Annotated in this window: 22 protein-coding genes; 14 read left to right on the top strand and 8 right to left on the bottom strand. The window is 45.8% G+C overall.

The genetic code is table 11. The annotated features are described in order from the left end of the window. Positions 1-227: 227 nt before the first annotated feature. Genes hemE through hemY form a run of 3 tightly spaced genes read left to right on the top strand, consistent with a single transcriptional unit; the run spans position 228 to position 3,670 of the window. Positions 228-1,265: a uroporphyrinogen decarboxylase gene (hemE, locus tag F6X55_RS05600; RefSeq protein ID WP_026569142.1), complete on the top strand. Its 1,038-nt coding sequence runs from the start codon at positions 228-230 to the stop codon at positions 1,263-1,265. Positions 1,266-1,317: 52 nt separating this feature from the next. Then, a complete protein-coding gene (hemH, locus tag F6X55_RS05595; RefSeq protein WP_026569143.1) occupies positions 1,318-2,268 on the top strand; it encodes a ferrochelatase in 951 nt (316 codons plus the stop codon). Then, the gene (gene hemY, locus F6X55_RS05590; RefSeq protein WP_153462321.1) at positions 2,261-3,670 is read left to right on the top strand and encodes a protoporphyrinogen oxidase; all 1,410 of its coding nucleotides are present in this window, start codon (positions 2,261-2,263) and stop codon (positions 3,668-3,670) included. The genes hemH and hemY overlap by 8 nt, the downstream gene beginning before the upstream one ends. Positions 3,671-4,393: 723 nt before the next feature. Here the strand turns inward: hemY and yhfH are convergent. Further along, positions 4,394-4,522, bottom strand: a complete 129-nt coding sequence (gene yhfH / locus F6X55_RS05580; protein WP_175486759.1) for a protein YhfH — start codon at positions 4,520-4,522, stop codon at positions 4,394-4,396. Between the two features lie 99 nt (positions 4,523-4,621). On the opposite strand from yhfH, the gene F6X55_RS05575 reads away from it, so the two are divergent. The 5 genes from F6X55_RS05575 to F6X55_RS05555 all read left to right on the top strand — a co-directional run bounded on the left by F6X55_RS05575 (position 4,622) and on the right by F6X55_RS05555 (position 10,540). Further along, entirely contained in the window at positions 4,622-5,353 is a 732-nt protein-coding gene (locus F6X55_RS05575; protein ID WP_153462317.1) for an MBL fold metallo-hydrolase, read from the top strand. A gap of 75 nt (positions 5,354-5,428) precedes the next feature. After that, positions 5,429-6,424 carry a lipoate--protein ligase gene (locus F6X55_RS05570; protein WP_153462315.1) on the top strand — a complete coding sequence of 332 codons (996 nt, stop codon included), beginning with the start codon at positions 5,429-5,431 and terminating at the stop codon, positions 6,422-6,424. Between the two features lie 288 nt (positions 6,425-6,712). Next, positions 6,713-8,254 carry a fatty acid--CoA ligase family protein gene (locus F6X55_RS05565; RefSeq protein WP_026571553.1) on the top strand — a complete coding sequence of 514 codons (1,542 nt, stop codon included), beginning with the start codon at positions 6,713-6,715 and terminating at the stop codon, positions 8,252-8,254. 104 nt (positions 8,255-8,358) lie between these two features. Then, the gene (locus F6X55_RS05560) at positions 8,359-9,573 is read left to right on the top strand and encodes a M48 family metalloprotease (protein WP_153462313.1); all 1,215 of its coding nucleotides are present in this window, start codon (positions 8,359-8,361) and stop codon (positions 9,571-9,573) included. A gap of 28 nt (positions 9,574-9,601) precedes the next feature. After that, positions 9,602-10,540 carry a hypothetical protein gene (locus tag F6X55_RS05555; protein ID WP_237648603.1) on the top strand — a complete coding sequence of 313 codons (939 nt, stop codon included), beginning with the start codon at positions 9,602-9,604 and terminating at the stop codon, positions 10,538-10,540. On the opposite strand, the gene F6X55_RS05550 is transcribed toward F6X55_RS05555, so the two are convergent. Continuing rightward, positions 10,537-10,998 (bottom strand): DUF3939 domain-containing protein, encoded by a 462-nt coding sequence (locus F6X55_RS05550; protein WP_026771767.1) that lies wholly within the window; start codon positions 10,996-10,998, stop codon positions 10,537-10,539. The genes F6X55_RS05555 and F6X55_RS05550 overlap by 4 nt on opposite strands. A 206-nt stretch (positions 10,999-11,204) precedes the next feature. Here F6X55_RS05550 and F6X55_RS05545 point away from each other — a divergent pair, with 206 nt between their 5' ends. Then, positions 11,205-11,714: a competence protein ComK gene (locus tag F6X55_RS05545; protein WP_026571549.1), complete on the top strand. Its 510-nt coding sequence runs from the start codon at positions 11,205-11,207 to the stop codon at positions 11,712-11,714. On the opposite strand, the gene F6X55_RS05540 is transcribed toward F6X55_RS05545, so the two are convergent. After that, positions 11,662-12,051, bottom strand: a complete 390-nt coding sequence (locus F6X55_RS05540; protein ID WP_026571548.1) for a YhjD family protein — start codon at positions 12,049-12,051, stop codon at positions 11,662-11,664. The two genes, F6X55_RS05545 and F6X55_RS05540, sit on opposite strands and share 53 nt — an antisense overlap. A gap of 191 nt (positions 12,052-12,242) precedes the next feature. On the opposite strand from F6X55_RS05540, the gene F6X55_RS05535 reads away from it, so the two are divergent. Continuing rightward, positions 12,243-12,515 carry a hypothetical protein gene (locus tag F6X55_RS05535; RefSeq protein ID WP_026571547.1) on the top strand — a complete coding sequence of 91 codons (273 nt, stop codon included), beginning with the start codon at positions 12,243-12,245 and terminating at the stop codon, positions 12,513-12,515. 54 nt (positions 12,516-12,569) lie between these two features. Here F6X55_RS05535 and F6X55_RS05530 read toward each other — a convergent pair whose 3' ends face one another. The 3 genes from F6X55_RS05530 to F6X55_RS05520 all read right to left on the bottom strand — a co-directional run bounded on the left by F6X55_RS05530 (position 12,570) and on the right by F6X55_RS05520 (position 14,246). Continuing rightward, entirely contained in the window at positions 12,570-12,902 is a 333-nt protein-coding gene (locus tag F6X55_RS05530; protein ID WP_026571546.1) for a YolD-like family protein, read from the bottom strand. Positions 12,903-12,905: 3 nt separating this feature from the next. Then, on the bottom strand, positions 12,906-13,127 hold the full coding sequence (locus F6X55_RS05525; RefSeq protein ID WP_026771765.1) for a WYL domain-containing protein: 222 nt from the start codon (positions 13,125-13,127) through the stop codon (positions 12,906-12,908). 858 nt (positions 13,128-13,985) lie between these two features. Further along, positions 13,986-14,246 (bottom strand): hypothetical protein, encoded by a 261-nt coding sequence (locus F6X55_RS05520; RefSeq protein ID WP_026571144.1) that lies wholly within the window; start codon positions 14,244-14,246, stop codon positions 13,986-13,988. Between the two features lie 219 nt (positions 14,247-14,465). Here F6X55_RS05520 and F6X55_RS05515 point away from each other — a divergent pair, with 219 nt between their 5' ends. Beyond that, positions 14,466-15,080: a TVP38/TMEM64 family protein gene (locus tag F6X55_RS05515; RefSeq protein ID WP_371069636.1), complete on the top strand. Its 615-nt coding sequence runs from the start codon at positions 14,466-14,468 to the stop codon at positions 15,078-15,080. A gap of 73 nt (positions 15,081-15,153) precedes the next feature. Next, positions 15,154-15,696 carry a signal peptidase I gene (gene lepB / locus F6X55_RS05510; protein WP_026571142.1) on the top strand — a complete coding sequence of 181 codons (543 nt, stop codon included), beginning with the start codon at positions 15,154-15,156 and terminating at the stop codon, positions 15,694-15,696. A 180-nt stretch (positions 15,697-15,876) separates the two neighbouring features. Here lepB and F6X55_RS05505 read toward each other — a convergent pair whose 3' ends face one another. Together F6X55_RS05505 and F6X55_RS05500 are read right to left on the bottom strand one after the other, a co-directional pair. Further along, positions 15,877-16,608 carry a hypothetical protein gene (locus F6X55_RS05505; RefSeq protein ID WP_153462309.1) on the bottom strand — a complete coding sequence of 244 codons (732 nt, stop codon included), beginning with the start codon at positions 16,606-16,608 and terminating at the stop codon, positions 15,877-15,879. A 169-nt stretch (positions 16,609-16,777) separates the two neighbouring features. Then, positions 16,778-17,908: an MFS transporter gene (locus F6X55_RS05500; RefSeq protein WP_153462307.1), complete on the bottom strand. Its 1,131-nt coding sequence runs from the start codon at positions 17,906-17,908 to the stop codon at positions 16,778-16,780. A 76-nt stretch (positions 17,909-17,984) separates the two neighbouring features. On the opposite strand from F6X55_RS05500, the gene addB reads away from it, so the two are divergent. Next, positions 17,985-21,476 (top strand): helicase-exonuclease AddAB subunit AddB, encoded by a 3,492-nt coding sequence (gene addB / locus F6X55_RS05495; protein ID WP_153462306.1) that lies wholly within the window; start codon positions 17,985-17,987, stop codon positions 21,474-21,476. Next, positions 21,476-25,201, top strand: coding sequence for a helicase-exonuclease AddAB subunit AddA (gene addA, locus F6X55_RS05490; RefSeq protein ID WP_153462304.1), 3,726 nt, complete (start codon positions 21,476-21,478; stop codon positions 25,199-25,201). Before addB ends, addA begins: the two co-directional genes overlap by 1 nt. Positions 25,202-25,203 lie beyond the last annotated feature (2 nt).

Here is a 25,203-nt window from a genome sequence, read left to right as displayed (position 1 = left end):
GCTGGAAAGCCTTCTCCCCCAGTCCGTGACTTTACTAAAAAGAAGAACATTTCAATATCTGTCTAAGGTTACGTCCTAACGTGATATGACCGGGAAGAAAATAGCGGAAAATCGACTGATTGTGCAATAACGCACAAATTAGTGACAAATAAGGCCAATTGCTATACATCAAATTTATTAATCGGTATAGTGATTATGGAATGGATTAGAGATAAAGGGTGAAACGGATGGCAAGAACAATCAATGATACAATCCTGAAAGCATTCAGGGGGGAACCGACCGACTATACGCCTGTATGGTATATGCGACAGGCGGGACGGTCACAGAAAGAATACCGGGAGTTAAAAGAAAAATACTCACTGTTTGAAATTACCCATCAACCAGAGCTTTGCGCATATGTGACAAGACTTCCGGTCGAACACTATGGGGTCGACGCCGCGATTTTATACAAAGACATCATGTCGCCGCTTCCGGCCATTGGGGTAGATGTGGAAATCAAGTCGGGTATCGGACCGGTGATCGACAAGCCGATTCGGTCCAAGAGCGATGTGGAAAAACTCGGAGCGATTGATCCTGTCTCCGATGTGCCTTATGTACTGGAGACAATCAGACTTCTTGCAGAAGAGCAACTGGATGTACCATTGATCGGGTTCAGCGGCGCACCGTTCACGTTGGCAAGCTATATGATTGAAGGCGGACCATCAAAGAATTACCATAAAACCAAAGCGATGATGTATAGCGACCCAGCAGCATGGTTTGCATTGATGGATAAGCTGGCCGACATGACAATCACGTATGCAAAGGCGCAAATACAGGCTGGCGCGAAAGCCTTCCAAATTTTTGACTCATGGGTAGGCACCTTGCATGCAGCTGATTACCGAGAATACATCAAACCGGTGATGCAGCGGATTTTTTCAGAACTAAAAAGTGAGGGTGTTCCATTGATTTTGTTTGGGGTAGGGGCACGCCATCTGATTTTGGAATGGAATGATCTTCCGGTTGATGTCCTCGGTCTCGATTGGCGGACTTCGGTTACGGAGGCACGGGAAATGGGAATTGCCAAAACACTGCAAGGTAACCTTGATCCGGCTCTGCTCGTTTCAGACTGGAAGGCAACGGAAATGAAAGCGCAGGCGATTTTGGATGAAGCGGAAGGCCAACCGGGCTTTGTCTTTAACTTAGGTCATGGTGTGACGCCGGAAATCGAACCGGCAACCTTGAAAAGGCTGACAGATTTCATCCATGATTACTCCCGCCGCAAATAACGGTAATAGAGAAATTAGGAATAAGAGATAAAAAGCTAAGAGGTGTTGGAAAGTGGCAAAGAAAAAAATTGGTTTACTGGTAATGGCTTATGGTACGCCATATAAAGAAGAAGACATTGAACGCTATTATACAGACATCCGGCACGGCAGAAAGCCGACACCGGAAATGCTGGAGGATTTGACCGAAAGGTATCGGGCTATCGGCGGTATTTCACCGCTGGCAGAAATCACCAAACAACAGGCGCAAGGCATCGAAGACCGTCTCAATGAAATCCAAGATGAAGTGGAATTCGTCCATTACCTTGGCTTGAAGCACATCGAACCGTTTATCGAGGATGCAGTCGGGCAGATGGCGGCTGATGGAATCGAAGAAGCTGTATCATTGGTGCTGGCTCCACACTATTCCACTTTCAGTGTGAAGTCATATAACGGCCGCGCTCAGAAGGAAGCAGAAAAACACGGCAGACCGCAAATCACCTCGGTCGAAAGCTGGTATGATGAACCAGGCTTTATCGATTACTGGGTAAAAGCTATTTCCAAAGTTTACGGTCAAATGGACGAGCAGGAAAAAGAGAAAGCTGTTTTGGTCGTTTCGGCACATAGTCTTCCTGAAAAGATTCTGGAACATGGCGACCCTTATCCAGATCAATTGAAACGGACTGCCGAGCTGATTTCGGAAGCTACTGGCATTGAACAGTACGAATTGGGCTGGCAAAGCGAGGGGAACACTCCGGATCCTTGGTTGGGCCCGGATGTTCAGGACTTGACAAGGGAGCTTTATCATGAAAAAGGCTATCGTTCTTTTGTTTATGCCCCGGTTGGATTTGTCGTCAACCATTTGGAAGTATTATATGACAATGATTATGAATGCAAGGTCGTATGTGACGAACTGGGCGCGAACTACTACCGTCCGGAAATGCCGAACGCAAAGCCGGAATTCCTTCATACCTTGGCAGATGTAGTTTTGCGGAAATACCGTCAAAGTAATGATCAACATGCGTGAATCGAAGCAAATTGCTATCATCGGCGGGGGTATCACCGGCCTGACTGCTGCCTATTACTTACAGAAAAAGATAAAAGAAGAACAGCTTCCATATAAAGTGAAGCTTGTGGAAGCAAGCGATCGTCTCGGCGGGAAAATCAAATCTGTCAAACGCGATGGCTATACGTTCGAACGCGGCCCAGACTCGTTTTTGATTCGTAAGCCTTCTGCGGCACGTTTGGTAAAGGAAGCAGGCTTGGAGGATGATTTGATAAAGAATGGAACCGGTCAGTCGTATATTTTAGTAGACAAGAAGCTGCATAAAATGCCGGGCGGTTCTTATATGGGCATTCCCACTCAAGTAAGTCCATTTTTGTTTTCTGGCATTTTTTCTGCCAAAGGGAAACTGCGGGCCGGATTGGATTTTATCAGGCCAAAAGGAAAACAGACCGGTGATCAATCGTTAGGTTTGTTTTTCCGTCGTCGTTTCGGCGATGAGCTGGTCGAAAATCTGGTGGAGCCGCTACTTTCCGGTATATATGCCGGAGATATCGACGAACTTAGCCTGATGGCGACATTCCCTAACTTTTACGAGTTGGAGCAGGAGCACCGCAGCCTGGTAAAAGGCTTGCGTAAGACTGTGCCGAAGAAGAAAAATAACAAAGGGAAAAAGCCAAGCATGTTTTATTCGCTTAAAAATGGCCTCGAATCCTTGGTGGACGCTGTAGAACACAAGCTTGAGCCGGGAACGGTCGTGAAAGGGACAGGGGTGGACCATATTGAACAGAAGGATGACCATTATCATCTGCTGCTCAGTGATGGGACCGTTGTCCAAGCTGATTCGGTAGTGATGGCGACACCGCACTTTGCAGCTAGACGGATGCTCAGTCAATATGAGTTCATGGATGCGTTCAAAGAAATGCCGGCTACATCTGTTGCCAACGTCGCTTTAGCCTTTGACCAGTCTGCATTCAAAAAAGATGTCGATGGTACAGGGTTTGTCGTATCCCGAAACAGTGATTATAGGATCACTGCTTGCACATGGACCCATAAAAAGTGGCCGCAATCTGCGCCTGAGGGCAAAGCACTACTTCGTTGTTATATCGGCAGGCCAGGGGATGAGCAGGTAGTTGATCTATCAGATCAGGAAATTGTCGACATTGTGCTTCATGATTTAAAGAAAATCATGAAAATTACCAAGGAACCGGAATTTGCCGTGGTGAGCCGTTGGAAAAATGCTATGCCACAATATGCAGTTGGACATAAAGACCGTTTGAATCATGTCCGTGCTAAGATGGAAGCAGACCTTCCCGGTTTATTTTTGGCGGGTAGTTCCTATGAAGGAATCGGTATTCCTGACTGTATCGATCAGGGCGAAGCTGCGGTTGAGCAGGTGTTGTCATTCTTACATCATCAAAGATAAAGAAACGAAAAAAGAGCTGGGACAACAGCATAGCGACCAATACAAAAACCGAACGATGAATGAATTCGTTCGGTTTTTGTTAGAAGAAGCAAACCATTTTTATCCTTCTCGTCTGAATCGCGCTCCACTCCGGCAAGGTACTTCGCTTTCCGCGGGGACGGCTTCAGCTAACTTGGCAAAGCAAACCGTTTTGCCAATTGGATCTTCAGCTCCCGCTCATCCCGCAGGAGTCTACGCACCTTGCCTCCGTTGAATGAGGATGGTTTCTTTTCTGGCGTAATTTCCGTTTTGTCTATTGCTGTTATGGAGAGGAAGCTAAACGGCATGGAAGCGAAGAGTATTTTCTTTCTTATGCTGTTGATCTTATCTCTTATTTCTGAAGTACCCCCTGTTGATTTTTCGTCTTCGTCACTGTTTAGTTTCATTTTGTCCTGATATGTGGATACCAGACCACGAAAACGTAGCGATGCGAAGCACGAATCAACCAACAGGAAAAATAAAGCTGGAACACACAAGTAAAAAAAGAGCGAATTTGATTGGTTTTTGCTTTGGTGGCCATGCTTTTGTCCCGGTCACTTTATAGCGTAGCGTCCAACCTGGTACCACAGAGAAATTGTGATTGTATGCAGCATTGAGGCATCCAGCCTGAAGCAAAAAAGGAAAGCTTGCAGAAACTTTCTGCAAGCTGGATATGTTGGCTTTGAGTGGTGAGTTTCCGGCTCTTTATCTGGCGGGGTGATCGCAATGGTCACATAAATTACCGTAACAATCGGCTTTTTCGAGTATTTCTTTTCCACAATTGTGACACTTTTTTCGCGGCAGGTTTTTAAAAAATTCCACAATGCTCAGCAAAGAAAATCCCCTCCACATGTTGTTGTGGTTTTATTGTATTATAACAGGTTTAAAAAATCAACCATCTGTTTCATAACAATTTAAAAGAGGTGAATGCCCATGAAATGGACAGTGATTGGCTATTGGGGAGCATATCCGGAGAAAGGAGAAGCCACTTCTGCCTATCTTCTCGAGCAGGATGGTTTTCGGTGTTTGATTGATTGTGGCAGTGGTGCGCTTTCCAGGCTGCAACGTTTTGTCGATGTAAAGGGCCTTGATGCAGTTGTTTTGTCCCATTACCACCAAGATCATATAGCAGATATCGGGGTGTTGCAGTACAGCTGGCTGGTTCAGAACAGTCTGCATCGAACGAACGATAAACTGACGATTTACGGACATGGCGAAGATGAAACAGGTTTTTCCGCTCTGACCCACCAATTTACCGAAGGAATTGCTTATCAGTATGATGATACGTTGGAAATCGGCCCTTTCCAGTTCACCTTTCAAAGGACAACACATCCGGTTCCATGCTTTGCGATACGGATTAGCAACGGAAAGCAAGAAATCGTCTACACAGCGGATAGTAGCTTTGATCAGAAATTGGTACGGTTCAGCAGCGATGCCGATTTGCTTATCAGTGAGTGCAGTTTTTACCATGGACAGGACGCCGCCAAAGCGGGACATATGACGAGCGCTCAATGCGGTCGACTTGCTGCTTCCGCAAATGTAAAACAACTGCTTCTCACACACCTCCCCCACTTTGGAGATAGACAGGATTTAGTTACAGAAGCCAGGCAGCAATTTGAGGGATCCATCCAGTTGGCTTATGAGGGATGGACATGGCAAGGGTAAAAAAGTCCCATGGATTGCTCTTGTCTGCGACTTTCGATAAAATAAGAAAAGACAAGCAATAAGGAGGATATAATCATGTTGTTTATCGATAACGAGGGTATTACCGATCCACATATCAATTTAGCGATAGAAGAATATATTCTGAAAAACTTCGGAGCAGATGATACATATTTACTGTTCTATATTAATGAGCCTTCTATTATCATCGGAAAAAACCAAAATACCATTGAGGAAATCAACACCAATTATGTAGACTCCAACGGGATTCACGTTGTTCGCAGACTTTCGGGAGGCGGAGCAGTTTACCATGACGAAGGTAACTTGAACTTCAGTTTTATTACCAAAGATGATGGCAACAGCTTCCATGACTTTGCGAAATTCACCGAGCCGGTGACCGATGCGTTGCAAAAGCTTGGCGTTAAAGCCGAGCTTAAGGGACGCAACGATATTGTGGTGGATGGAAGAAAAATTTCCGGAAATGCCCAGTTTTCTACGAGAGGCCGGATGTTCAGCCATGGTACACTGATGCTTGATTCCGAAATTGAAAATGTTGTTTCGGCTTTGAATGTCAAAATGGAAAAAATTAAATCCAAGGGAATAAAATCGATTCGCAGCCGTGTGGCCAACATATCCGAATTTCTTGATGAAAAGATCACGATGGATGAGTTTAAAGCATTGATCCTGCGTTACATTTTCGATGTAGAAGATGTCAAAGACGTTCCGCAGTATAAACTGACAGAGGAAGACTGGAAGAATATCCATCAGCTTTCTGAAGAGCGTTACCAGCGTTGGGATTGGAATTACGGCCGTTCTCCTGCATTTAATATTCAACAGTCCCATAAGTTTCCGGCAGGTTCTGTCGATGTTCGGCTTGATGTCAAAAAAGGCACGATTGAAAATGTGAAAATTTACGGCGATTTCTTCGGTGTAGGAGATATTGAGGATGTTGAAGCAAAGCTTACCGGTGTCCGCTATAACCGCCAGGCAATCGAAGAAGCATTGACCGGCATCGATATCAGCCATTATCTTGGCAAAATCACTCGAGAAGAGTTTGTTGATTTAATTTATTGAGTTATTGTAGAAAAGCACACAAGTCATAGGCCGAACGATGATTCGAATGCTCAATTCGAACCCGTTCGGCTTTTTCTTTTAACTTTTCCTATACCAGTCAAATCGGTCGAAAAATAATTAAAGTCCTCTGATTCTCGTAGAGGATGCAATCCCCTCCGGGTGGAGCCATTCATCTGTCTTTCCGCGTTCCCTGTTTTTTCTAATGCCTTCTTGCTAGAAAAAAAGGTTTGGCTTATAATAGTAGTTAAGGCCATAGTGAATGACCATTCATTCAGGGGGAGGAGTATCATGAACATTAGTGATCAAATTTCTATCACTGCCAAACAACATCCCGAGAAAACGGCATACATATTTGAAGGCACCGAAACGAGTTATCTTGAATTGGAAGGCATGATCAACAAATTTGCCGATAGTCTGTCAGAGCTTGGTTATCAAAAAGGAGACCATCTCGCACTGATTGTCGGGAATAGTCCGCATTTTGTAATCGGATTATACGGGGCGTTGCGGGCAGGGGTTATTGCCATTCCCATCAATCCGATTTATACGCCCGATGAAATGTCGTATATCTTGCAAAACGGGGACGTCAAAGGAATCATCACGATGGATATCCTTGCCGGAAAGTTCGTGCAGATGGCGGATGTTCTCGAAGAGGTAGAGCATGTCATTATTGCGGAAACAGGAGCTGGAACCGAGACAGCCGATGGCATCTTGTCAGCAAAAATGAAATCGTTTTCAAAAATGATGGAAGTTGGGAATATGCACTTTGACCGGCCGGAGCTTAGAGAAGAGGATGTAGCGCTGGTACTCTATACTTCGGGTACGACGGGAAAACCAAAAGGCGCAATGCTCACACATCGCAATCTTTATTCCAATGCCAAGGATACGGCAGATTACCTGGAAATGGATGGTGGAGATAAAGTTATTGCTGCCCTTCCAATGTTCCACGTTTTCTGTTTGACGGTAGCGTTGAATGCGCCATTGATGAATGGGGGAACAGTGTTGATTGTACCGAAGTTTTCCCCTGAAGCAGTGTTCAAACTGGCAAAAGAGCAAAAGGCAACCGTCTTTGCCGGAGTTCCGACAATGTACAATTATTTGCTGCAAACACCTGGAGGGCATGTGGATGACTTCAAGAGCATCAGGCTTTGTATTTCCGGCGGGGCTGCTATGCCAGTGGCATTATTGAAGAATTTCGAACAGAAATTCGGGGTGATGGTATCTGAAGGGTATGGTTTGTCGGAAGCATCGCCCGTTACTTGTTTCAATCCACTGGATCGTGAACGGAAACCTGGTTCCATCGGTACCAACATTAAAAATGTCGAGAATAAGGTGGTAGACGAGCTGGGGAACGAGCTTCCGCCTGGTGAAGTTGGGGAATTAGTCGTCCGGGGTCCAAATGTAATGGCGGGATACTACAAGCTGCCGGAGGAAACGGAAGCAGTACTGCGGGACGGTTGGTTATATACAGGAGATATGGCGAGAATGGATGATGAAGGTTATTTTTATATCGTTGACAGGCGCAAGGATATGATTTTGGTCGGCGGTTACAATGTCTATCCGCGCGAGGTGGAAGAGGTATTATACGAGCACCCCGATATTGCGGAAGTAGCTGTCGTCGGTATGCCGGATCCTGAGCAGGGAGAGACTGTCGTCACCTTTGTCGTCACAGAAAACAATACATTGAAAGAGGCGGATGTCATCGCTTTTTGCGGAGAACGGCTTGCTAAATATAAAGTGCCTGCCGTTGTTGAGTTCTTGGATGAACTGCCGAAAAACACGACGGGAAAAATTTTGCGAAAGCAGCTGCGTGATAAAGTGGCTGAGTTATAAGCTGATGACAAATAAAAGAATATGGTAAAATTTAAGAATCTCCTGCCGGCATGGTGGGGGATTCGTTTTTCTAAGAATGAAAATTCCGGCAGGAGGAAGTCCACATGAAAAAATTGCTGGCCGCTTATTTGTTTTTTCTTATGATTGTATGGGGTTATTTCCTGTTTTTTTATCCCTTGGAGACGTTTGGGGATTCCGATTACGCCGCTATGGCGCATGCTATGTATTTTTCCAAGCTGCCACTTGAGTGGCTGTTGCTTTACGTCATCATCAAAAAAGGCTGGTCGATGGTCTGGATGGACAGGATCGAGCGGATCGCAGGAAGACTTTGGTCAAGGACATTGCTTTTTACACTGCTGCTGACTGTCGCTTATCAGTTCGTTCGCCTTCCGTTCCTTGTCATTTGGTTTGCCATCAGCAGGAGAGAAGGAACCAGTAATCAAACAATCGGAAACTGGTTCTATGAGCTTGGACTGGACAGTTTGTTCTTTTGGCTCGTTTTATCAGTTGGTATTTATGTGGCGTTGATTTTGATGGGCAGATTTAAAAACTGGTGGTTCGGTTTATGGCTGATTGCCCTTCCGGCAGCTGTGTTTGTGGTGTATATTCAGCCGGTTTGGATCGATCCACTATATGAGGACTTCGCTGTGATGGAGCCTGGACCGCTCCGTACAGCAATCGAGGACTTGACAGAAAAAGCGGGATTGGAAGATGCTACCCTTCTTCAAGTAGACATGAGTCAAAAAACTACAACTTTTAATGCCTATGTCACCGGAATAATGGGGAATGCCCGGATTGTCTTGTGGGATACGACGTTGAAAGGGATGCCGCAGGAGGAAGTACTGTTTATTCTCAGCCATGAAATCGGTCATTATGTAAAGCACCATGTGTACATAGGAGTGGCGGGTTATCTTGTATTGAGTTTGCTTCTGCTTTATGCCGGGGCGGTGCTTTACCGGGTCGCCTGCCGGAATATGCTAAATAAACATTCACTCCATAGTGGGAATGATTTACGAGCTGTTCCGATTTTGCTGTTGATTTTTTCATTGCTGCTTAGTGCGGCACAACCGCTCTCATTAGCTGTTTCCAGGCAAATCGAGGCTTCAGCAGATCGTTATGCAGTAGAGAAAAGCGACAATGACCAGCTGCGGGCGGGTATTTCCAGTTTTCGACGGATGGCAGAGCAGTCGAAGAGCGATGTGGATCCAGCTTCCTGGATAGAGTGGCTGCGGTTCAGTCATCCGCCGATTCAGGAGCGAATCGATCGGATTGAGGAAGAGCTGGTTGATCGTGAAACCAATTCGGGGAGTTCTTCGTAAATAAACGAGAAGGGATGGGATGAACTTGATGATTGATTTTCAAGAACAACTAATGAACGAAAAAGAAAAAATGAGGGAGAAGCAAAAATTGGATAACCAGCTTTCCGTCATGACGGCCCAGCTGCAAGATTTGCGGGAAACGGAAGCCCGAATGAAACGAAGACTGGAAGACGAAAAGATCGATGTGGAAAAACTGGAGGGAGTCAGCCTTAAAGGTGTTTTCATGTCGATCGCCGGAAAGAAGGAAGAAGTACTTGACAAAGAACGGCAAGAGGTCCTGGAAGCCCAATTAAAGTGGAAGGAAGCGCGAACTGCGAGGGAAGAATTGGAACGGGAACATAGTCGGCTCTCTGACAGAATTCAAACCCTCGGTTATCCGGAAAAAGAGGTGGACCGTCTGTTGGAGAAAAAAGAGAAGTATTTGCTGGACCATGGGCATCGGGCAGGAGAGGAGCTGCTTGATTTATCGGAAGCAATCGGTGAGTTGCGGGCGGACGCCAAAGAAATTCAAGAAGCGCTGGCTGCCGGCTGGGATGCTTCAAGGGCTCTTGCCAATGCGGAAGAATCTTTGCACAGTGCCGAAAACTGGGGAACGCTCGATATGTTCGGCGGCGGAATGATAACGACGGCAATTAAACACGGACGGATTGACGATGCCAGTAACGAGGTACACGAGGCCCAACGGCTATTGCGAAAATTTTCACATGAACTGAATGATATCGGTAACTCGTTTGCGGTCGATGTGTCCATATCCGGCGGCTGGACAGTGGCGGATTACTTTTTCGACGGCCTGATAACAGATTGGTTCATCCAGGGTCAAATCCAGGATTCGCTTGAACAAGTCAGCACGGTCAAAAGAGAAACAGATCGGACAGTGGCCAAGCTGAAGGAACTGTCCGGAGATGTAAAACGAAAAATAGCGGAACTGGAGGAAAGTAAACGCCGACTGCTTGAAACACCGCTTTAAGGCTGGCGGTGGGTGACCATATCTTCATCCTCTGTAATGAAAAAGGGACGATCCGGACGGTTGGACAACAATCCGAGTTTTTCCAGTTTCAAGTAGTTGACTTGTTTGTCAGGGTCTCCTTCCGTTATCGGAAGTTTCCCGGTTTGCTCACGATAATGATCGACAGCTTGCTGAACTTTATCCAGGTCTTCGGCGAGCTGTTTATCTTTCTCCTCGAAGATTTCATATGTTTCCCGGGACATATAGTACGTCTGTTGCGGTTTGGCTTCCAAATAGGGAGCCAGCAGCTGATAATCAATCGTCCGGTCCGAGTTGATGATTACTTGTAAAGGTATTTCAGAAGCCAGCTCGGCGCTGTATCGCCGGACGGCGTCTTTTACTTCTGAAAGGCTTACCGGTCTAACGGGGAGTTGTTTCTGCTGCGAATCGTTTTTCTGTTTTTTGTTCTTTTTCCACATGGCGTCTCCTCCTTTATTAATATAGCTAGAGTATAGCAAACCTGCATGCATTGATTAAACCGTTTTCATTTAGCGAAGAAAAACATGACAAATAGCTGTGTTATTTTACAAAAAATTCAATTTATTCTACCATTTTATGCAATTTTCTGGTAAATTAGGAGTAGGCCTTTCACTTGCCTAACTATTGAATGAAGGGATGGTAGTCTATGATGTATGAAACACATTACGAAGTAACTCCGCTTACCCTTGCCGTCATTGGAGGGGAAAAAGGTAACAGGTTTTCCTCCCGTGTCCTGGAAGAAGAAGAAACAATCCAAGTGAAACAGCCGGCAAGTAAAATCATCGATCTTGCCTGCAAGTTTTTTGGGAGCAGTCTGCGGGGCAGGCAGGAAGGGACCAAGGATATATGCAATATTACGCATAAAGTACCTGTCTCCATCGATCCTTCAAGCGGTATGTATTTTTTCCCCACAGCTTCTCCTAACAGCCCTCAATGCTCGTGGATTGCCCACTCGCATGTTGATAGAATCAGCAAGGCTGCGAATCAATCCACAGAAATTTTCTTCAAGAATGGAATTTCCATTACACTCCCTGTTTCTCACGGCATCATTTTGAACCAAATTCAAAGGACGGCGCAATTTCGTTACTTGCTCGATCACCGGATTAAGTATTTGTGGAAGAATAATGCTGATGTGGTTGCTGAGCCTTTTGTATAAGTTCCCGTAGAATGTTTTCTACTTTTTTTCGAACCGCAGGATTAAAATAGTTTCTTTTTTCCTCTCGTCCCTGGCAGATAAATAAAAAGGAGGAGAAGGAATCGTTTTTATTTAAAGAGACGACCTGCAGCTGTTCTTTTGCCATGCGGCTCCGAAGCTGTCGGCGTTCTGCTACAGCTTCCAGTTCCATTTTGCCAAGCAGGTCTGTATAGGGTTCTTTGATTTTGAAACTTCCTGTTTGAATGCTTTGCAGATCCTTCTGGATGACCACAATCGCCATGGAAAGAAATAGAAAACGGGAAGCAACAGAAAGTTGTTCTTCGCTGAGATAACGCACAATTACTCCTCCTTAACGAACGTATGTTCCATTATACCCTAGCCGAATCGATTCTGAAACCAAAACCAGTAAAAAGAAGACTGGTAAAAAAAGTGAAGCGGTGAAAGGCCAAAACAATAAGCGGGTCTATAAGACATCGGTATAGCTGTTATTTTTCGGTATTTCGGATACCCTATGGTTGGGTGATAAATATGAAAGCAACCGAATTGGAAAGCAAACGTTTCGACAAAGCGCTTGATGAAATTCTCGATTTATTCAACAACCTGGAAAACGATGCACCAATCATTGATTTTGGTCAGGATGTCCTCGACAATATTGCACGGGCCAAAAAGAAGTACGGGGATAAAATGGTGAACGAAAAAATAAATACAGTAGTAAGGGAAATGCTTTCCTGGCTCGAACTGGATGATGTGGAACTGGCTCCGGAAGAAGAGGAGAACGAGCAGGATGACGATGAATCCTGAAAAAGCACTTAATGTGCCCATGTATCTGTCTCCTTCTCACGGAAGTCTGCAAGTTTATTCAATCAGTTCCACATCCACGATTGCTTCGACGGGGATAAATTCGATACCCTCGTGGTTTTCGATTTCAAGTTTTCCCATTCCCGTTCCTTTTATGAAACCTTCCAGCATTTCGATTCGCTGTGCTTCATAGAAGTAAAGGGAAACCTTTTGTTTGTATTCGATCGCCTGCATGATCGTTCGCTGCATTTCCTCCAATTTATCACTACTGAGAATCGGCTTTTCTACGTCCTTTTCTGATTCATACCATTGATTGAGCATTTCCACATGCTCGGGCAGCATGAGGGAAGTCCATTTAATGGTTCCCCGGTCCTGATGTTTGCCTTGCATGAGTCACGCCCCCTGACGCCGCAGTTTTTCTGCCGGGTGAACAGCCAAAATGTTGTCAAGGCGAAAAGTCCTGACTTGTCTGCGGGAATAACAGTAAGCCACCACCTGTTCTTCTTTGATTTGGAGAATTCGGACTATACGCTGTGACAGCCCCCCGCTTTTAGACTGATAAATCATTTCCAGCTTTTTTTTGTTTTCCATGGCCAGGTGAAGCATTGTTTTCATTTGTTTTCACTCCTTAAAGGGAACGTTTGTTCTTATTATATGCAGAAGACGAACATTTTACAACTAGATAATCACTGGTAATTTATACCTAACCTGTTAGGGAAGAAGGAATGCCATTCTGCCCAATCAATAAACACTGCTTTTACGGGCAACAAAACGGCTGTGCTACAGGAGTCAAGAAAATAAAAATCCAGTTTATAAAGAGGAGTGGAACAAAACAGGTTGAAGCTTCAGCCCTTCCACCCGAAGCCATGAGAGGTACAGGCAAAAATAAAAGGAGCCTGGGACAAAAGCACCGTGACCAAAATGAAAACCGAACGATCATTCGTTCGGTTTTTTTGATGAGCTAAAAGCAAATGCTATGAAAAGTGCAACGTTCCACTCCGGCAAGGTACTTCGCTTTCCGCGGGCACGGCTTCAGCTAACTTGGCAAAGAATACCGCTTTGCCAAGTGGATCTTCAGCTCGCGCTCATCCCGCTGGAGTCTGCGTACCTTGCCTCCGTTGAAGGAGATACCTTCTCTTCAGTGATTTCCGTGTTGCCCTATTTCTGTTACAGATAGAAAGCTGAGCTGCATGGAAACCGCTTATTTATGCCATTATCAGATTGTAAAGAATAAAGGAACCCCCATGCTGATTTTCGTCTTCGTCACTGTTTGATACCTATCAGTCAATAGAAGAGTACGGTTTATCTTGTCTTGATCATGTGGAAATCAGAGCACAAAAACGTAGCGATTCGAAGCACGTATCAAACAACAGGATAAAAAGAAAATATACAAATAAAACCGAACGAATTTGATTGGCATTTAGCATTCGCTCGGTTTTTGCTTTGTTGGTCATGTTTTGTCCCGGCACCTTATTAGAAGGGAAAATAGAAAAAAATCAGAAACAAGGCGACGGCTATCAAAAAAGTCGCTCCGTAAATGACAATCAGCAAGGGCACATTTTCTTTCATCGAACTTTTTTCATAATCTATCGAACGATGCAGCTCCTGCTCATGCCGATTCTCGGCTTTTTCGTAGATCTTCGCCTTGTCTGATTCCGACTTTCCCAGCCGCAATGTTATAATAAGGGCAGCAATACAGACGACGAAGGCAGCAATCATTAAAAAAATATACATATAATTCCTCCCGAAATGGTTGTCTGTTCCTATTATCTGTTTTTATTATAAGAAAAACAATAAAGGAAATAAAAAAAGGGCTTTTAACAGAAAAAGACAGCTGGCTGGGCAATTTTCCTTGTTTACATTACAATTAAAATAGGGAAACTGGTTAGTAAGCAGTACATAACTCAAGTGCGGGTGCGAGGAGAATAGAACTTGTACATATTTGACATAGATATCAATGAACTTAGAGAATTAATTGAAAGTAATAGATTCGATGACTTGCTGATGCAGCTATTGAAAACGTATGAAGGACTTGGACCGCTGCCGGGCATTTTACTGCCTTTCATCGAGGCTTTCCTGCCGTTTTTACCGCTGGTCGTTTTTGTACTTGCCAATGCAGCGGCATACGGATTGCTCGAAGGCTTTTTGTTGTCCTGGTTTGGCGCAAGTGCTGGGGCGATATGTGTCTTTATGCTTGTGCGAAAGCTGGGTAAAAAGCGTTTTTTCATTTGGCTGCGGAAAAACAAGCAGGTGGAGCGGGTGACGGGATGGCTGGAACGGCACGGGTTCGGTCCGTTGTTTTTGCTTATGTGCTTTCCGTTTTCGCCGTCTTCTGTCATCAATATCGTCGCAGCGCTGTCGAAAGTGAGTTTTCAACAATTTATTCTTGCCGTACTATTGGGAAAGACGGTGATGATTTTTACGATTGCCTACGTAGGGGACAGCATTGTTTCTTTTGCCCAAAATCCAGTCAAGACAATCGTCGTCGGGATCTGTATCCTGTTGTTTTGGGTCTTCGGTAAATTCTTGGAGCAGCGGCTGCAAAGAAAGGCCAGGGAACGCGGGTAGCTTCTAAATAGAGGATTAATTTTTTTTCTGAAGGGTAAAATATGGATAGAAACAGCACCTGGAGGAAAAGACAATGAAAAAAATAAATTATTGGAAAGTATTACGGACGGTAGTGATTGCAGGAATACTGGCAGTACTTTTCCGTTCGTATTTATTTGCTAGTTATGTTGTGGACGGAAAATCGATGGAGCCTACCCTGTATGATGAAAACTTGATCATGGTGAACAAGATGGCCTATGATCTGCATAATATCGACCGGTTCGATGTGATTGTTTTTCACGCCAATGAAAAAGAAGATTACGTGAAACGAGTAATCGGCACACCGGGAGATACAATCGAGTATAAGAATGACCGTTTATATCTGAACGGAGAACCGGTCGAGGAAGAGTATTTAGAGCCATTTAAAAAGGATGATGGCAAACCGCTGACAGACGATTTTTCCTTGAATGGAGTCACTGGCCAAAGTGAAGTGCCGGAGGGTAAACTGTTTGTCATGGGAGATAATAGACGTGAAAGCCTGGACAGCAGGTATTTCGGATTTGTTTCCCAAGACGAGGTTGTCGGAAAGGTTGATGTGAGATATTGGCCTATTTCGCAGTTAGGTGTTAGCTTTTAAAAGACTTTTCGCACGCTTGGTGTTTTTCAATCTTGCAACTACGCTGTACTTGAGTGGTGAAAGCGATTGTCAGAACAAGAGACCGGGACAAAAGCATCAAGATCAAAAAAAAACCGAACGATTTGTTCGGTTTTTTTGCTGGGATGGACATGCTTGTGGGCCGGCCTTTTATTATGCTGATCAAATGATCAGCAACAAAAGCGTGTAGCCGACAACACCTGTCAAAAAAGCGCCAAAGCTGCTTTGTCTTTCTTCCGGAAGCTCTTCTTTTAAAATATTGAGAATGACACCGCCGGCAAGAAAAGCTGTTAAAAAGGAGACAATGAACGGCTTGACCTCATACAAACTCCCTACAATCCAGCCGATAAGTACTGCCACGCTCAGCAGCCAGCGGCCATATTTATCATAAATCCTTTCGTGTCTTTCCCGAAGACTGAAATCGTTGATGATAAAATGGACAGCCAGTGCGAGAAAATAAAAAACCATTCCTGCCGCGTCGGCAAACTCTTCGGTTATCAATAAATAGCCAATTATCGCATTATAAAAAAAGAAGGAGCCAATATGGATCCAAAACACTCCCGAATTCGTCTTCCCCGGACCCGCAGCATTATCTTTCTGTTTAGATACTTTCACCATTCGTTCCAATCCGTAAAAGAGGGTCAGTCCTGCAAGGGCGACCAGGTAAATATGTGATTCCAAAAAAGATAGCCCTTCTGTGGTCAATGTCTCTTCGATAGCCTGCTGGTGTTCATTCAGATCAGGCAGTAAATGAATGAACACATATGCGACAGCAACGCCGCCGGAAATAGACAGGAACCTGCTCCTCGGTACATTGTTCAGGAACAGCAATTTTTCGGAAAATAAGTGAATCAAAACAAAGCACAGAGCAAACAAAAAACTCATCCAGAACATGTATCTACATCCTCCTTTCCTGACTCTTTCGTTATTCCCTGATCGGAAAAGGAATATCCAGGTTTTTTCTAAGAGAGGTAAACTTGTCCGATCTTTGAAGAACAGTGCTGTCAATTGAATTTTGCGAACGTTTGTTCTATAATTGGGTATGGAAATGGCAAGGGGCTGTTTAATCAGGCAGCACCCTTGCAAAAACGGTCAAGCCGATAAATAGTAATGGAATCAGCAGCAACACCACTGAAAAACTGAGAGTGGGAGCTAAGACAGATCCCAAGGTGGCACCGGACAGAAGGGTGAAAGAGTAAATGGCGACGGCACTTGTTCCGGCGGTTGCATGTCGCCCTACCAGCAGCACGACCATCGGGATGGTCAGTGAAGTCGACACAATCATGAAAAAGGAAGCTATGGCAATGTTTCCGACATTCAAATGAATGGCTGCCGGAAGAAAACCAGCTGCCATGATCGCCAAATGCAGCCGCAGTACACGTTTGGCGCCGAATTTTTTCAAAACAATGCTCGTAAAAAAAGAAGGAAGGATCCCGATTAAGCTGAGAGCTCGGAACAACTGCAGCGGAATCGGAAATTCGGACCAGCTCGTATAAAGGTAAATTTCGAAAGCTCCATAGAATAGCATAATCGGAAACAATAGGAAAAAGGCAATCAGGTAAAGACTGCGGACAATGCGGTTGCGCAAGCATGATAAAATAGAAGCAGTCAGTTTCTTTAACTGAAGACCGTCTGCTTTGGCAGACGGTTGCAAGGTGAACAATAAAAAAATAAAGCAAGAAAGATAAAAAACACTGAAGGCGATGAACACGCCGGAAGCAGAAAATGTGTCGGCGAAACCCGCGGATATAATTTGACCGAAAACACCGGCGAAAAGGAAGCCGGTATTGATGAGAGCGATGGCTAATCCTTGCAGACCGGGGCTGAAGCAGCGGAAACAATAGCCGAATGCCAGTGGTGCGAAACTTGCAGCGAGCAGTCCTTGGATCACGCGCAATAGTAAAACAGATTCGAAGGAATCCGCCAGGGCGATGAGTGCGGTTATCAGTGTCAATACAGCCATACCAGTCAGCATGATCCTGCTTAAAGGCAATTGATCAGCTAAAAAACCGAAAAATAAAAGCCCGAATGCGTAAGCCAGGATAAAAAAAGAACTGGCCAGAGAAGCATTTCCGATAGATACGTTGTAGGTTTCAGACAGCAGCGGATGCAAGGGGATCATTACATACAAGCTGCTTGCGACAAAAACAGCACAATAAATCAGGGCGACCGCGCTGATGTTTTGCTTGGCCATTCTGCCGCCTCCTTTTCAATAGACTAGTGTACTATATGTTTCAGAGATAATTTTGTGAAAAAGGGAGAGAGTGACGATGGGTGTCCGGTTTTTACTAGGAAAAGCAGGGGCTGGAAAAAGTAATCACTGCCTGCAGGAAATAGAAGAAAAATTGAACGCAGATCCCAAAGGGCCGCCGCTTTTGTATATTGTGCCAGACCAAATGACTTTTCAGCAGGAATATGCACTCTTGAAAAGAGATTCGATCAACGGGAGTATCAGGGGACAGGTGTTCAGTTTTTCGCGTTTATCCTGGCGGGTGTTTCAGGAGACGGGAGGGGGCACAAGGAAGTTTATCAGTTCTACCGGTATCCAAATGATGCTTCGAAAAATAACCGAGGAACGGAAGTCCGATTGGAATGTGTTCCAAAAAGCGATTGAGAAGCAAGGCTTCATGGAACAATTGGAACAGATGATCACCGAGTTCAAGCGATATCGGATTTCACCTGAAGCACTTGCAGGGCAAATCGTCGACATGGACCGTTTCTCTCATAAGTACCCCGGGGAGACCGCATTGCGGAACAAGCTGGAAGACTTGAGTTATATCTATGACCGGCTGGTAGAGGCGTTGCGGGATCAATATATTGATAGTGAAGATCAGCTGCAGCTATTAGCAGAAAAAATAGAAGAGGCATCATCCCTTGAAGATGCAGAAGTGTATATTGACGGATTTCATCATTTCACCCCGCAGGAAATGCAGGTGGTCGAAGCATTGATGAAAAAAACAAAGCAGGTTACCATCACCTTGGCAATTGATGGACCGGCTGATGAAGAAGCGTCGGAATTGGATTTGTTCTGTCTACCGACCGAAACCTACCATGCTGTCCAAAATGCTGCGAAGGAAAACGGCATCCCGGTCGACGAAATCCGACATCTTGACCAGGAAGGCGGGCGGTTCGCCAACAGGCCCTACTTTTCTCATTTAGAGAAGTACTTTGATAAACGACCGGCGCCTGAATACCCAGGCTACGTGCCGATTCAACTGGCCCAGGCTGTCCATCCGCGTGCAGAAGTAGAAGGAGTGGCACAGGAAATTCTGCGTATCGTCCGGGAGGAAGGCTATCGTTATAAAGATATCGCTGTTTTGATCCGCCAGACGGACGTTTATCATGACTTGATCGATACCGTTTTCGAGGATTACGGCATTCCGGTGTTTATTGATGAAAAAAGAACGATGATGAACCATCCGCTGCTTGAGCTTATTCGTTCCGCCCTTGATGTAGTCGAAGGAAACTGGCGATATGACGCGGTGTTCCGCCTTCTGAAAACGGGCTTCATCCCTGTGTCTGACAGAGAATATCCCTTGACGGAAGATGCCATCGATGAATTGGAAAATTATGTGTTGGAATATGGCATACGTGGGAGAGAGCGCTGGTTCAGCAATCAAGAGTGGAAGTTTCAGCGTTTTCGGGGATTCGACCAGGCATCGCAAACAGACAAAGAAAGGGAAATCCAGTCGAGGATCAACCGCTATCGAAGCCAGGTAGTACAGGCTCTCCAACCGTTAGATGAACATATCAGAGAATCGGCTACTGTCATGGAGAGGGCAAGTATCATTTTTGAATGGCTGGAAACGCTCCAAGTGCCTCGCCAACTGGAAGAGGTCCGCGCCGAATTGGACGGGCAGGGACGAAACGAACAAGGGCGTGAACAGGAGCAAGTATGGGATGGGGTCATACAGCTTCTTGATGAAATGGTGGAAATTATCGGAGAGGAAAGATTGTCATTACAGGTGTTCCGAACTACCCTCGAATCCGGTTTCGAATCGCTCAAGTTTGCTCACGTCCCACCAAGTATGGATCATGTGGTCACCGGTACAATCGACCGTTCACGGATCAGCGGCATCAAGTGCGCCTTTTTGCTGGGAGTCAATGAAGGAGTATGGCCGATGAAGCCGGCAGCCGATGGAATGATTTCGGAAGAGGAACGGGAATTGCTTGCCGAGCAAGGAATCCGTTTGGCTGATGGCAGCAAACGACAGCTGCTGGATGACTGGTTTTATGTCTACCTTGCGTTCACCTGCGCCCGGGACAAGCTTTGGATCAGCTATCCGCTTAGCGATGAAGAAGGCAAATCCAAAGTACCATCCCAGCTGATCAATCGTATTGAGGATTTATTTCCTTCCTGCTGCGATCAACTGCTACTGCAGGACCCGGAAGAATTGATGGAAGCCGACCGATTCATTTCGACCCCGATAAAGACACGGTCGGCGCTGACAGCTCAACTGGCCCGGAATTTGCGCGGTTACCCGATCCATGATATCTGGTGGAATGTATTGAACTGGTATATCGAGCATGAGCCGAAGGATGGCACTGCTTATACCATTCTGCAAAGTCTGTTTTATAAAAATACCCCGACAAATTTAAAAGAGGAGACGGCCAAACAGTTGTATCCGCGTGAAGTGAAGGCGAGTGTGTCCCGTCTGGAAATGTATTACCGCTGTTCCTATCAGCATTTTGCCAAGTACAGTCTTGGCTTGGAGGAACGCCGCACTTATAAGCTGGATGCTCCGGATATCGGGCAGCTGTTCCATGAGGCATTGAAGCAAATCACGGAATGGATTCAACAAGAAGGCCGGAATTTTTCCGACTTGCAGCGGGAAGAAACGAGCGCCTATGCAAGCCGGGCGGTCAAACACCTTGCTCCCGTTCTGCAGCATCAAATCCTGCATAGCTCGAACCGGTATCAATATATTCAGCAAAAGCTTCAGGAAATCATCGCCAGAGCGGCTTTCGTTTTAAGTGAGCAGGCAAGGCAAAGTAAATTTTCACCGATAGGATTGGAACTCGGCTTTGGACCAAACCAGGAGCTGCCGCCGATTACGATTGATCTGCCGAATGGTTTCGAACTGATGTTGCGGGGAAGGATCGACAGAGTCGACAAAGCTTTAGAAGAGGAAAATTTGCTTTTGCGTATTATCGATTATAAATCGAGCTCCAGAGGACTGAATCTAATAGAAGTTTATTACGGTCTTGCCTTGCAAATGCTGTCTTATCTTGATGTGATTTTGTCCCATTCGGAACAATGGCTTGGCGCAAAGGCAAGCCCGGCCGGAGTATTGTATTTCCATGTCCATAACCCAATGATTTCCGGCAGTAAACGGCTTGATGATCTGGATATCGAGCAGGAGATTTTCAAGAAATTCAAAATGCAGGGGCTGCTGCTGGAAGATGAACAAATTGTCAAAATGATGGATACAGGCCTGGATAGTGGAATGAGTCAAATCGTCCCGGCCGGCTTGAAGAAAAACGGCGGCTTCCGCAAAGGTTCCTATACAGCGGGACAAGAAGCTTTCGATCAATTGCGTCATTATATCCGGGATCTGATGGTACAGGCTGGCACGGATATCACCAACGGCGGCGTCCATCTCAACCCTTATCAGCAGAAGCAGCAAGTGGCCTGTACCTACTGTCCGTTCCAATCGGTGTGCCAATTCGACCCGACGCTGCACGAAAACAATTACCGCAGGCTGAAGGATATGAAGGATGAAGAAGTTCTCGATTTGATTGCAAGGAAGGAGGAAGACTGATGCCGCAGTGGACCAAAGAACAGGAAGAAGCAATTTACGCAGCAGGAAGCGATATTCTGGTTGCTGCTGCTGCCGGATCTGGTAAAACGGCAGTCCTTGTAGAAAGAATCATTCAAAAACTGTTGAATAAGGAAAAACCGGTGGATATCGATTCCCTTCTCGTCGTAACCTTCACCAACGCAGCCGCCCAGGAAATGCGAAACCGTGTCGGTGCTGCCTTGGAAGAAGCATTACAGGAGAATCCCGGCTCTCTCCATTTGAAAAAGCAGCTGTCGTTGTTACAGCGGGCATCGATATCGACACTGCACTCCTTTTGTATGGATGTAGTCAGACAGCACGCCTATATGCTGGATATCGACCCTGGCTTCCGTATCGCCGATGATATCGAAGGGGACATGATCAGGCAGGAAGTCCTCGAAGAAATGTTTGAAGAATGGTACGGAAAAGAAGGAGAGGAACAAAAAGCATTTTTCTCAGTAGTAGACCGCTTTTCCAATGACCGCAGTGATCTGGAAGTAGAAGAACTGATTCTTAAACTATATGATTTTGCCACGCAGAATCCATGGCCGGATGCATGGCTGGATCAGATGGCTGCGATGTACGATGTGAACGAAGATGCAGGAGAAGAATCGTTGCCCTGGCTGCCCATCCTGAAGCGGGAAGTGAATAGCCAGCTGGATGCCATGCAGCACGAAGCACAGTCTGCTCTTGATCTGACCAGAGATAGCGATGGCCCTTACCACTATGCGGAAACGATTGATGCTGACTTGGAAATGATTCAGCAGGCAAAGGCATTGCTGCAGCTGTCGTGGGAAAAACTTCAACAATATTTCAAAGAAAGCAAGTTCCAAACACTTTCCAGAAAGAAAGCGGACTGTGCAGAGGAGAAAAAAGACAGAGTGAAAGAGTTGCGCAGCAGCTATAAAAAGCGTTGGAACGATTTGGCTGAAGATTGGTTTTCGCGGAGCATGGCTTCCTATTTGGCGGACATGAAAGGACTGTATCCAACTGTTGTCCAGCTTACTTCGCTCGTCAAGGAATTCAAGCAGCGCTATACGCAGCTGAAGAAGGAAAAAGCGATCGTCGACTTTTCGGATCTAGAGCATTATTGCCTGCAGGTATTACTGGATGAAACATCGACACCGGAAAAACCTGTCCCTTCCAGCGTCGCCGGAAATTTACGCACTAATTTTACGGAAGTAATGGTCGATGAGTACCAGGATACAAACCTGGTACAGGAAACACTGCTCTCCCTGATTACCGATCAGGAAGGGGCAGGGAACATGTTCATGGTCGGAGACGTCAAGCAAAGCATTTACCGGTTCCGGCATGCAGAACCTTCCCTGTTTTTGAATAAGTATAAGCGATATGCAAATGAAGCAAGTCCCGGCCGACGAATCGATCTGGCCAGGAACTTCCGAAGCCGGGATCAGGTATTGTCTGCAGCCAACTATATTTTCCGCCAGCTTCTAAGCGAAGACGTCGGCGAAATGGAGTATGAACCGGAGGCGGAATTAATCTATGCGAACCGTATTTATGATGAACTGCAGCTTGGTGACACAGACGCAGAACTCCACATTATTGATCGGGAAAACCAAGAAGAACGCCAGCAGGATGATCCAGGGGAAGAAAATTTCCAGGATTTAGAGAAAGCCCAGCTGGAGGCACGCGCATATGCCGGCATGATAAAAAAGTGGATAGGGGACGAACAAACCCATCCGATGAAGGTAGTCGACAAAGCCAGTGGAACCCAACGTGACATCCAATATCGCGACATTGTGATTCTGATGCGTTCGATGACCTGGGCACCGACGATTACCGAAGAATTAAAACAACAGGGAATTCCGGTCTATGCAGAACTTTCTACCGGATATCTCGAAGCGATCGAAATAAAAATCATGATCAGTTTGCTGAAAGTGATCGATAATCCGAGACAGGATATCCCGCTTGCTTCGGTACTCCGTTCTCCGATTGTCGGTCTCGATGAGGAAGACCTCGCGGAAATCCGTTTGGCGAAAAAACAGGCAGTCTATTATGATGCTTTGCAGTCATTCATCGCCTCTTCGTCCGATAAGCGAAAAGCAAAGAAAGTCCGATTGTTCATAGACCAGTTAAAGGATTGGAGACTGCGGGCACGTCAAGGCGCACTCTCTGAACTAATCTGGCAAATTTACCGGGAATCCGGCTATTATGACTTTGTCGGTGGGATTCCAGGCGGTAGACAGCGTCAGGCGAACTTGCGTGCATTATACGATCGGGCGCGTACCTATGAAAATACTTCCTTCCGCGGATTGTTCCGCTTTTTGCGGTTTATTGAGAGAATGGAAGAACGCGGCGATGATTTAGGCGCAGCCAGGGCACTCGGTGAGCAAGAGGATGTAGTACGGTTAATGACCATCCACAAAAGCAAGGGATTGGAATTTCCGGTCGTTATCCTCGGGGCAATGGACAAACAATTCAACCAGCAGGACTTGAAACAAAAGTATTTGCTTCACAAGGATCTTGGTTTCGGCAGTAAGTATATCGACCCTGAAAAACGGATCATGTATCCGACATTGGCTTATCATGCATTGAAAAAAGAAAAACAGCGGGAGTTGCTTGCTGAGGAAATGCGCGTGCTGTATGTAGCCCTGACCAGGGCGAAAGAAAAGTTGGTAATGGTCGGCAACGTGGCGTCGTTTGAAAAGAAACAGGAAAAGTGGCAGCAAATCATCGACCATCCCGAATGGGTTCTGCCATCCCATTTCCGCCTGGAAACCCAAAGCTATCTTGACTGGGTCGGGCCGGCTCTGATCAGGCATGACGCCAATCAACCGCTTAGAAATGTGGAAGTAAGCGTCCAAGTTCCGGAGCCGATTCGCTGCGACCGTTCCAATTGGCGGGTTCAGTTACTACATGGCAGTGAATTCGCCAATCTGGACACACTAGATGTGGAGGAACAGGAAAAGATCAAATCGTCGGTCCAGGACTGGCAGCCGTTGCAGGGTACAAGACCTGAACTGGACAATAAGGTGGCCGCACGGTTATCATTTGTCTATCCAAACAGGAATGCTTCTTTTTACCGTGCCAAGCAAACTGTAACAGAGTTGAAGCGGCAGCGGGAAATAAAAGATGAGTATAGCAGTGATCAGCTGGTCCAGCGTCATCAGGCCCCTATCATCAGGCGGCCGCGTTTTATGCAGCAGGAAAAGCGGTTGACAGCTGCTGAAAAAGGAAGCGCCATGCACGCTGTCATGCAGCATCTGCCATTTGACAGGAGATGGGGGAAAGAAGCGATTGTTGAATTTGTCCAAGGATTGGTGACCAAAGAAATACTTACGCAGGAGGAAGCTGAAGTCATTGATAGTACAGCTATTGAGCGGTTCTTCTCGACAGGAATAGGTAGCATGGCTATTGAAGCTGAAAAAGTAACACGGGAGGTGCCGTTCAGCCTATCCATCAATGCGAAAGAAGTATATGCAGATTGGGAAGAAGAGACCGATGAGCAGGTACTCGTCCAAGGAGTGATAGATTGTATCATTCCGGACGGTGATGGATGGATTATCATCGACTATAAAACAGATAGTATCGATGGAGACATTACTCCCGAACTACAGCAAAAACTGTTATCGCGCTATCAGGTCCAGCTTGATTTATATGCACGGGCGCTTGAACAAATTTGGAAGCAGCCAGTCTCGAAAAAGTACTTGTATTTCTTTGATGGGCCGCTGCTAATAGAGGTATAACC

Source organism: Sediminibacillus terrae (genome assembly GCF_009602435.1).
In the GTDB taxonomy this organism is placed as follows: domain Bacteria; phylum Bacillota; class Bacilli; order Bacillales; family Amphibacillaceae; genus Sediminibacillus; species Sediminibacillus terrae.
Note: the sequence above shows the minus strand (reverse complement) of the source record. Positions and strands in the feature narration are given on the sequence as shown.

What these genes read in the sequence shown, in the direction of transcription:
- hemE (WP_026569142.1), top strand. Translation starts at nt 228, where the DNA reads ATGGCAAGAACAATCAATGATACAATCCTGAAAGCATTCAGGGGGGAA.
- hemY (WP_153462321.1), top strand. Translation starts at nt 2,261, where the DNA reads ATGCGTGAATCGAAGCAAATTGCTATCATCGGCGGGGGTATCACCGGC.
- F6X55_RS05575 (WP_153462317.1), top strand. Translation starts at nt 4,622, where the DNA reads ATGAAATGGACAGTGATTGGCTATTGGGGAGCATATCCGGAGAAAGGA.
- F6X55_RS05570 (WP_153462315.1), top strand. Translation starts at nt 5,429, where the DNA reads ATGTTGTTTATCGATAACGAGGGTATTACCGATCCACATATCAATTTA.
- F6X55_RS05565 (WP_026571553.1), top strand. Translation starts at nt 6,713, where the DNA reads ATGAACATTAGTGATCAAATTTCTATCACTGCCAAACAACATCCCGAG.
- F6X55_RS05560 (WP_153462313.1), top strand. Translation starts at nt 8,359, where the DNA reads ATGAAAAAATTGCTGGCCGCTTATTTGTTTTTTCTTATGATTGTATGG.
- F6X55_RS05555 (WP_237648603.1), top strand. Translation starts at nt 9,602, where the DNA reads ATGATTGATTTTCAAGAACAACTAATGAACGAAAAAGAAAAAATGAGG.
- F6X55_RS05550 (WP_026771767.1), bottom strand. Translation starts at nt 10,998, where the DNA reads ATGTGGAAAAAGAACAAAAAACAGAAAAACGATTCGCAGCAGAAACAA.
- F6X55_RS05545 (WP_026571549.1), top strand. Translation starts at nt 11,205, where the DNA reads ATGATGTATGAAACACATTACGAAGTAACTCCGCTTACCCTTGCCGTC.
- F6X55_RS05535 (WP_026571547.1), top strand. Translation starts at nt 12,243, where the DNA reads ATGAAAGCAACCGAATTGGAAAGCAAACGTTTCGACAAAGCGCTTGAT.
- F6X55_RS05530 (WP_026571546.1), bottom strand. Translation starts at nt 12,902, where the DNA reads ATGCAAGGCAAACATCAGGACCGGGGAACCATTAAATGGACTTCCCTC.
- F6X55_RS05525 (WP_026771765.1), bottom strand. Translation starts at nt 13,127, where the DNA reads ATGAAAACAATGCTTCACCTGGCCATGGAAAACAAAAAAAAGCTGGAA.
- F6X55_RS05520 (WP_026571144.1), bottom strand. Translation starts at nt 14,246, where the DNA reads ATGTATATTTTTTTAATGATTGCTGCCTTCGTCGTCTGTATTGCTGCC.
- lepB (WP_026571142.1), top strand. Translation starts at nt 15,154, where the DNA reads ATGAAAAAAATAAATTATTGGAAAGTATTACGGACGGTAGTGATTGCA.
- F6X55_RS05505 (WP_153462309.1), bottom strand. Translation starts at nt 16,608, where the DNA reads ATGTTCTGGATGAGTTTTTTGTTTGCTCTGTGCTTTGTTTTGATTCAC.
- F6X55_RS05500 (WP_153462307.1), bottom strand. Translation starts at nt 17,908, where the DNA reads ATGGCCAAGCAAAACATCAGCGCGGTCGCCCTGATTTATTGTGCTGTT.
- addB (WP_153462306.1), top strand. Translation starts at nt 17,985, where the DNA reads ATGGGTGTCCGGTTTTTACTAGGAAAAGCAGGGGCTGGAAAAAGTAAT.
- addA (WP_153462304.1), top strand. Translation starts at nt 21,476, where the DNA reads ATGCCGCAGTGGACCAAAGAACAGGAAGAAGCAATTTACGCAGCAGGA.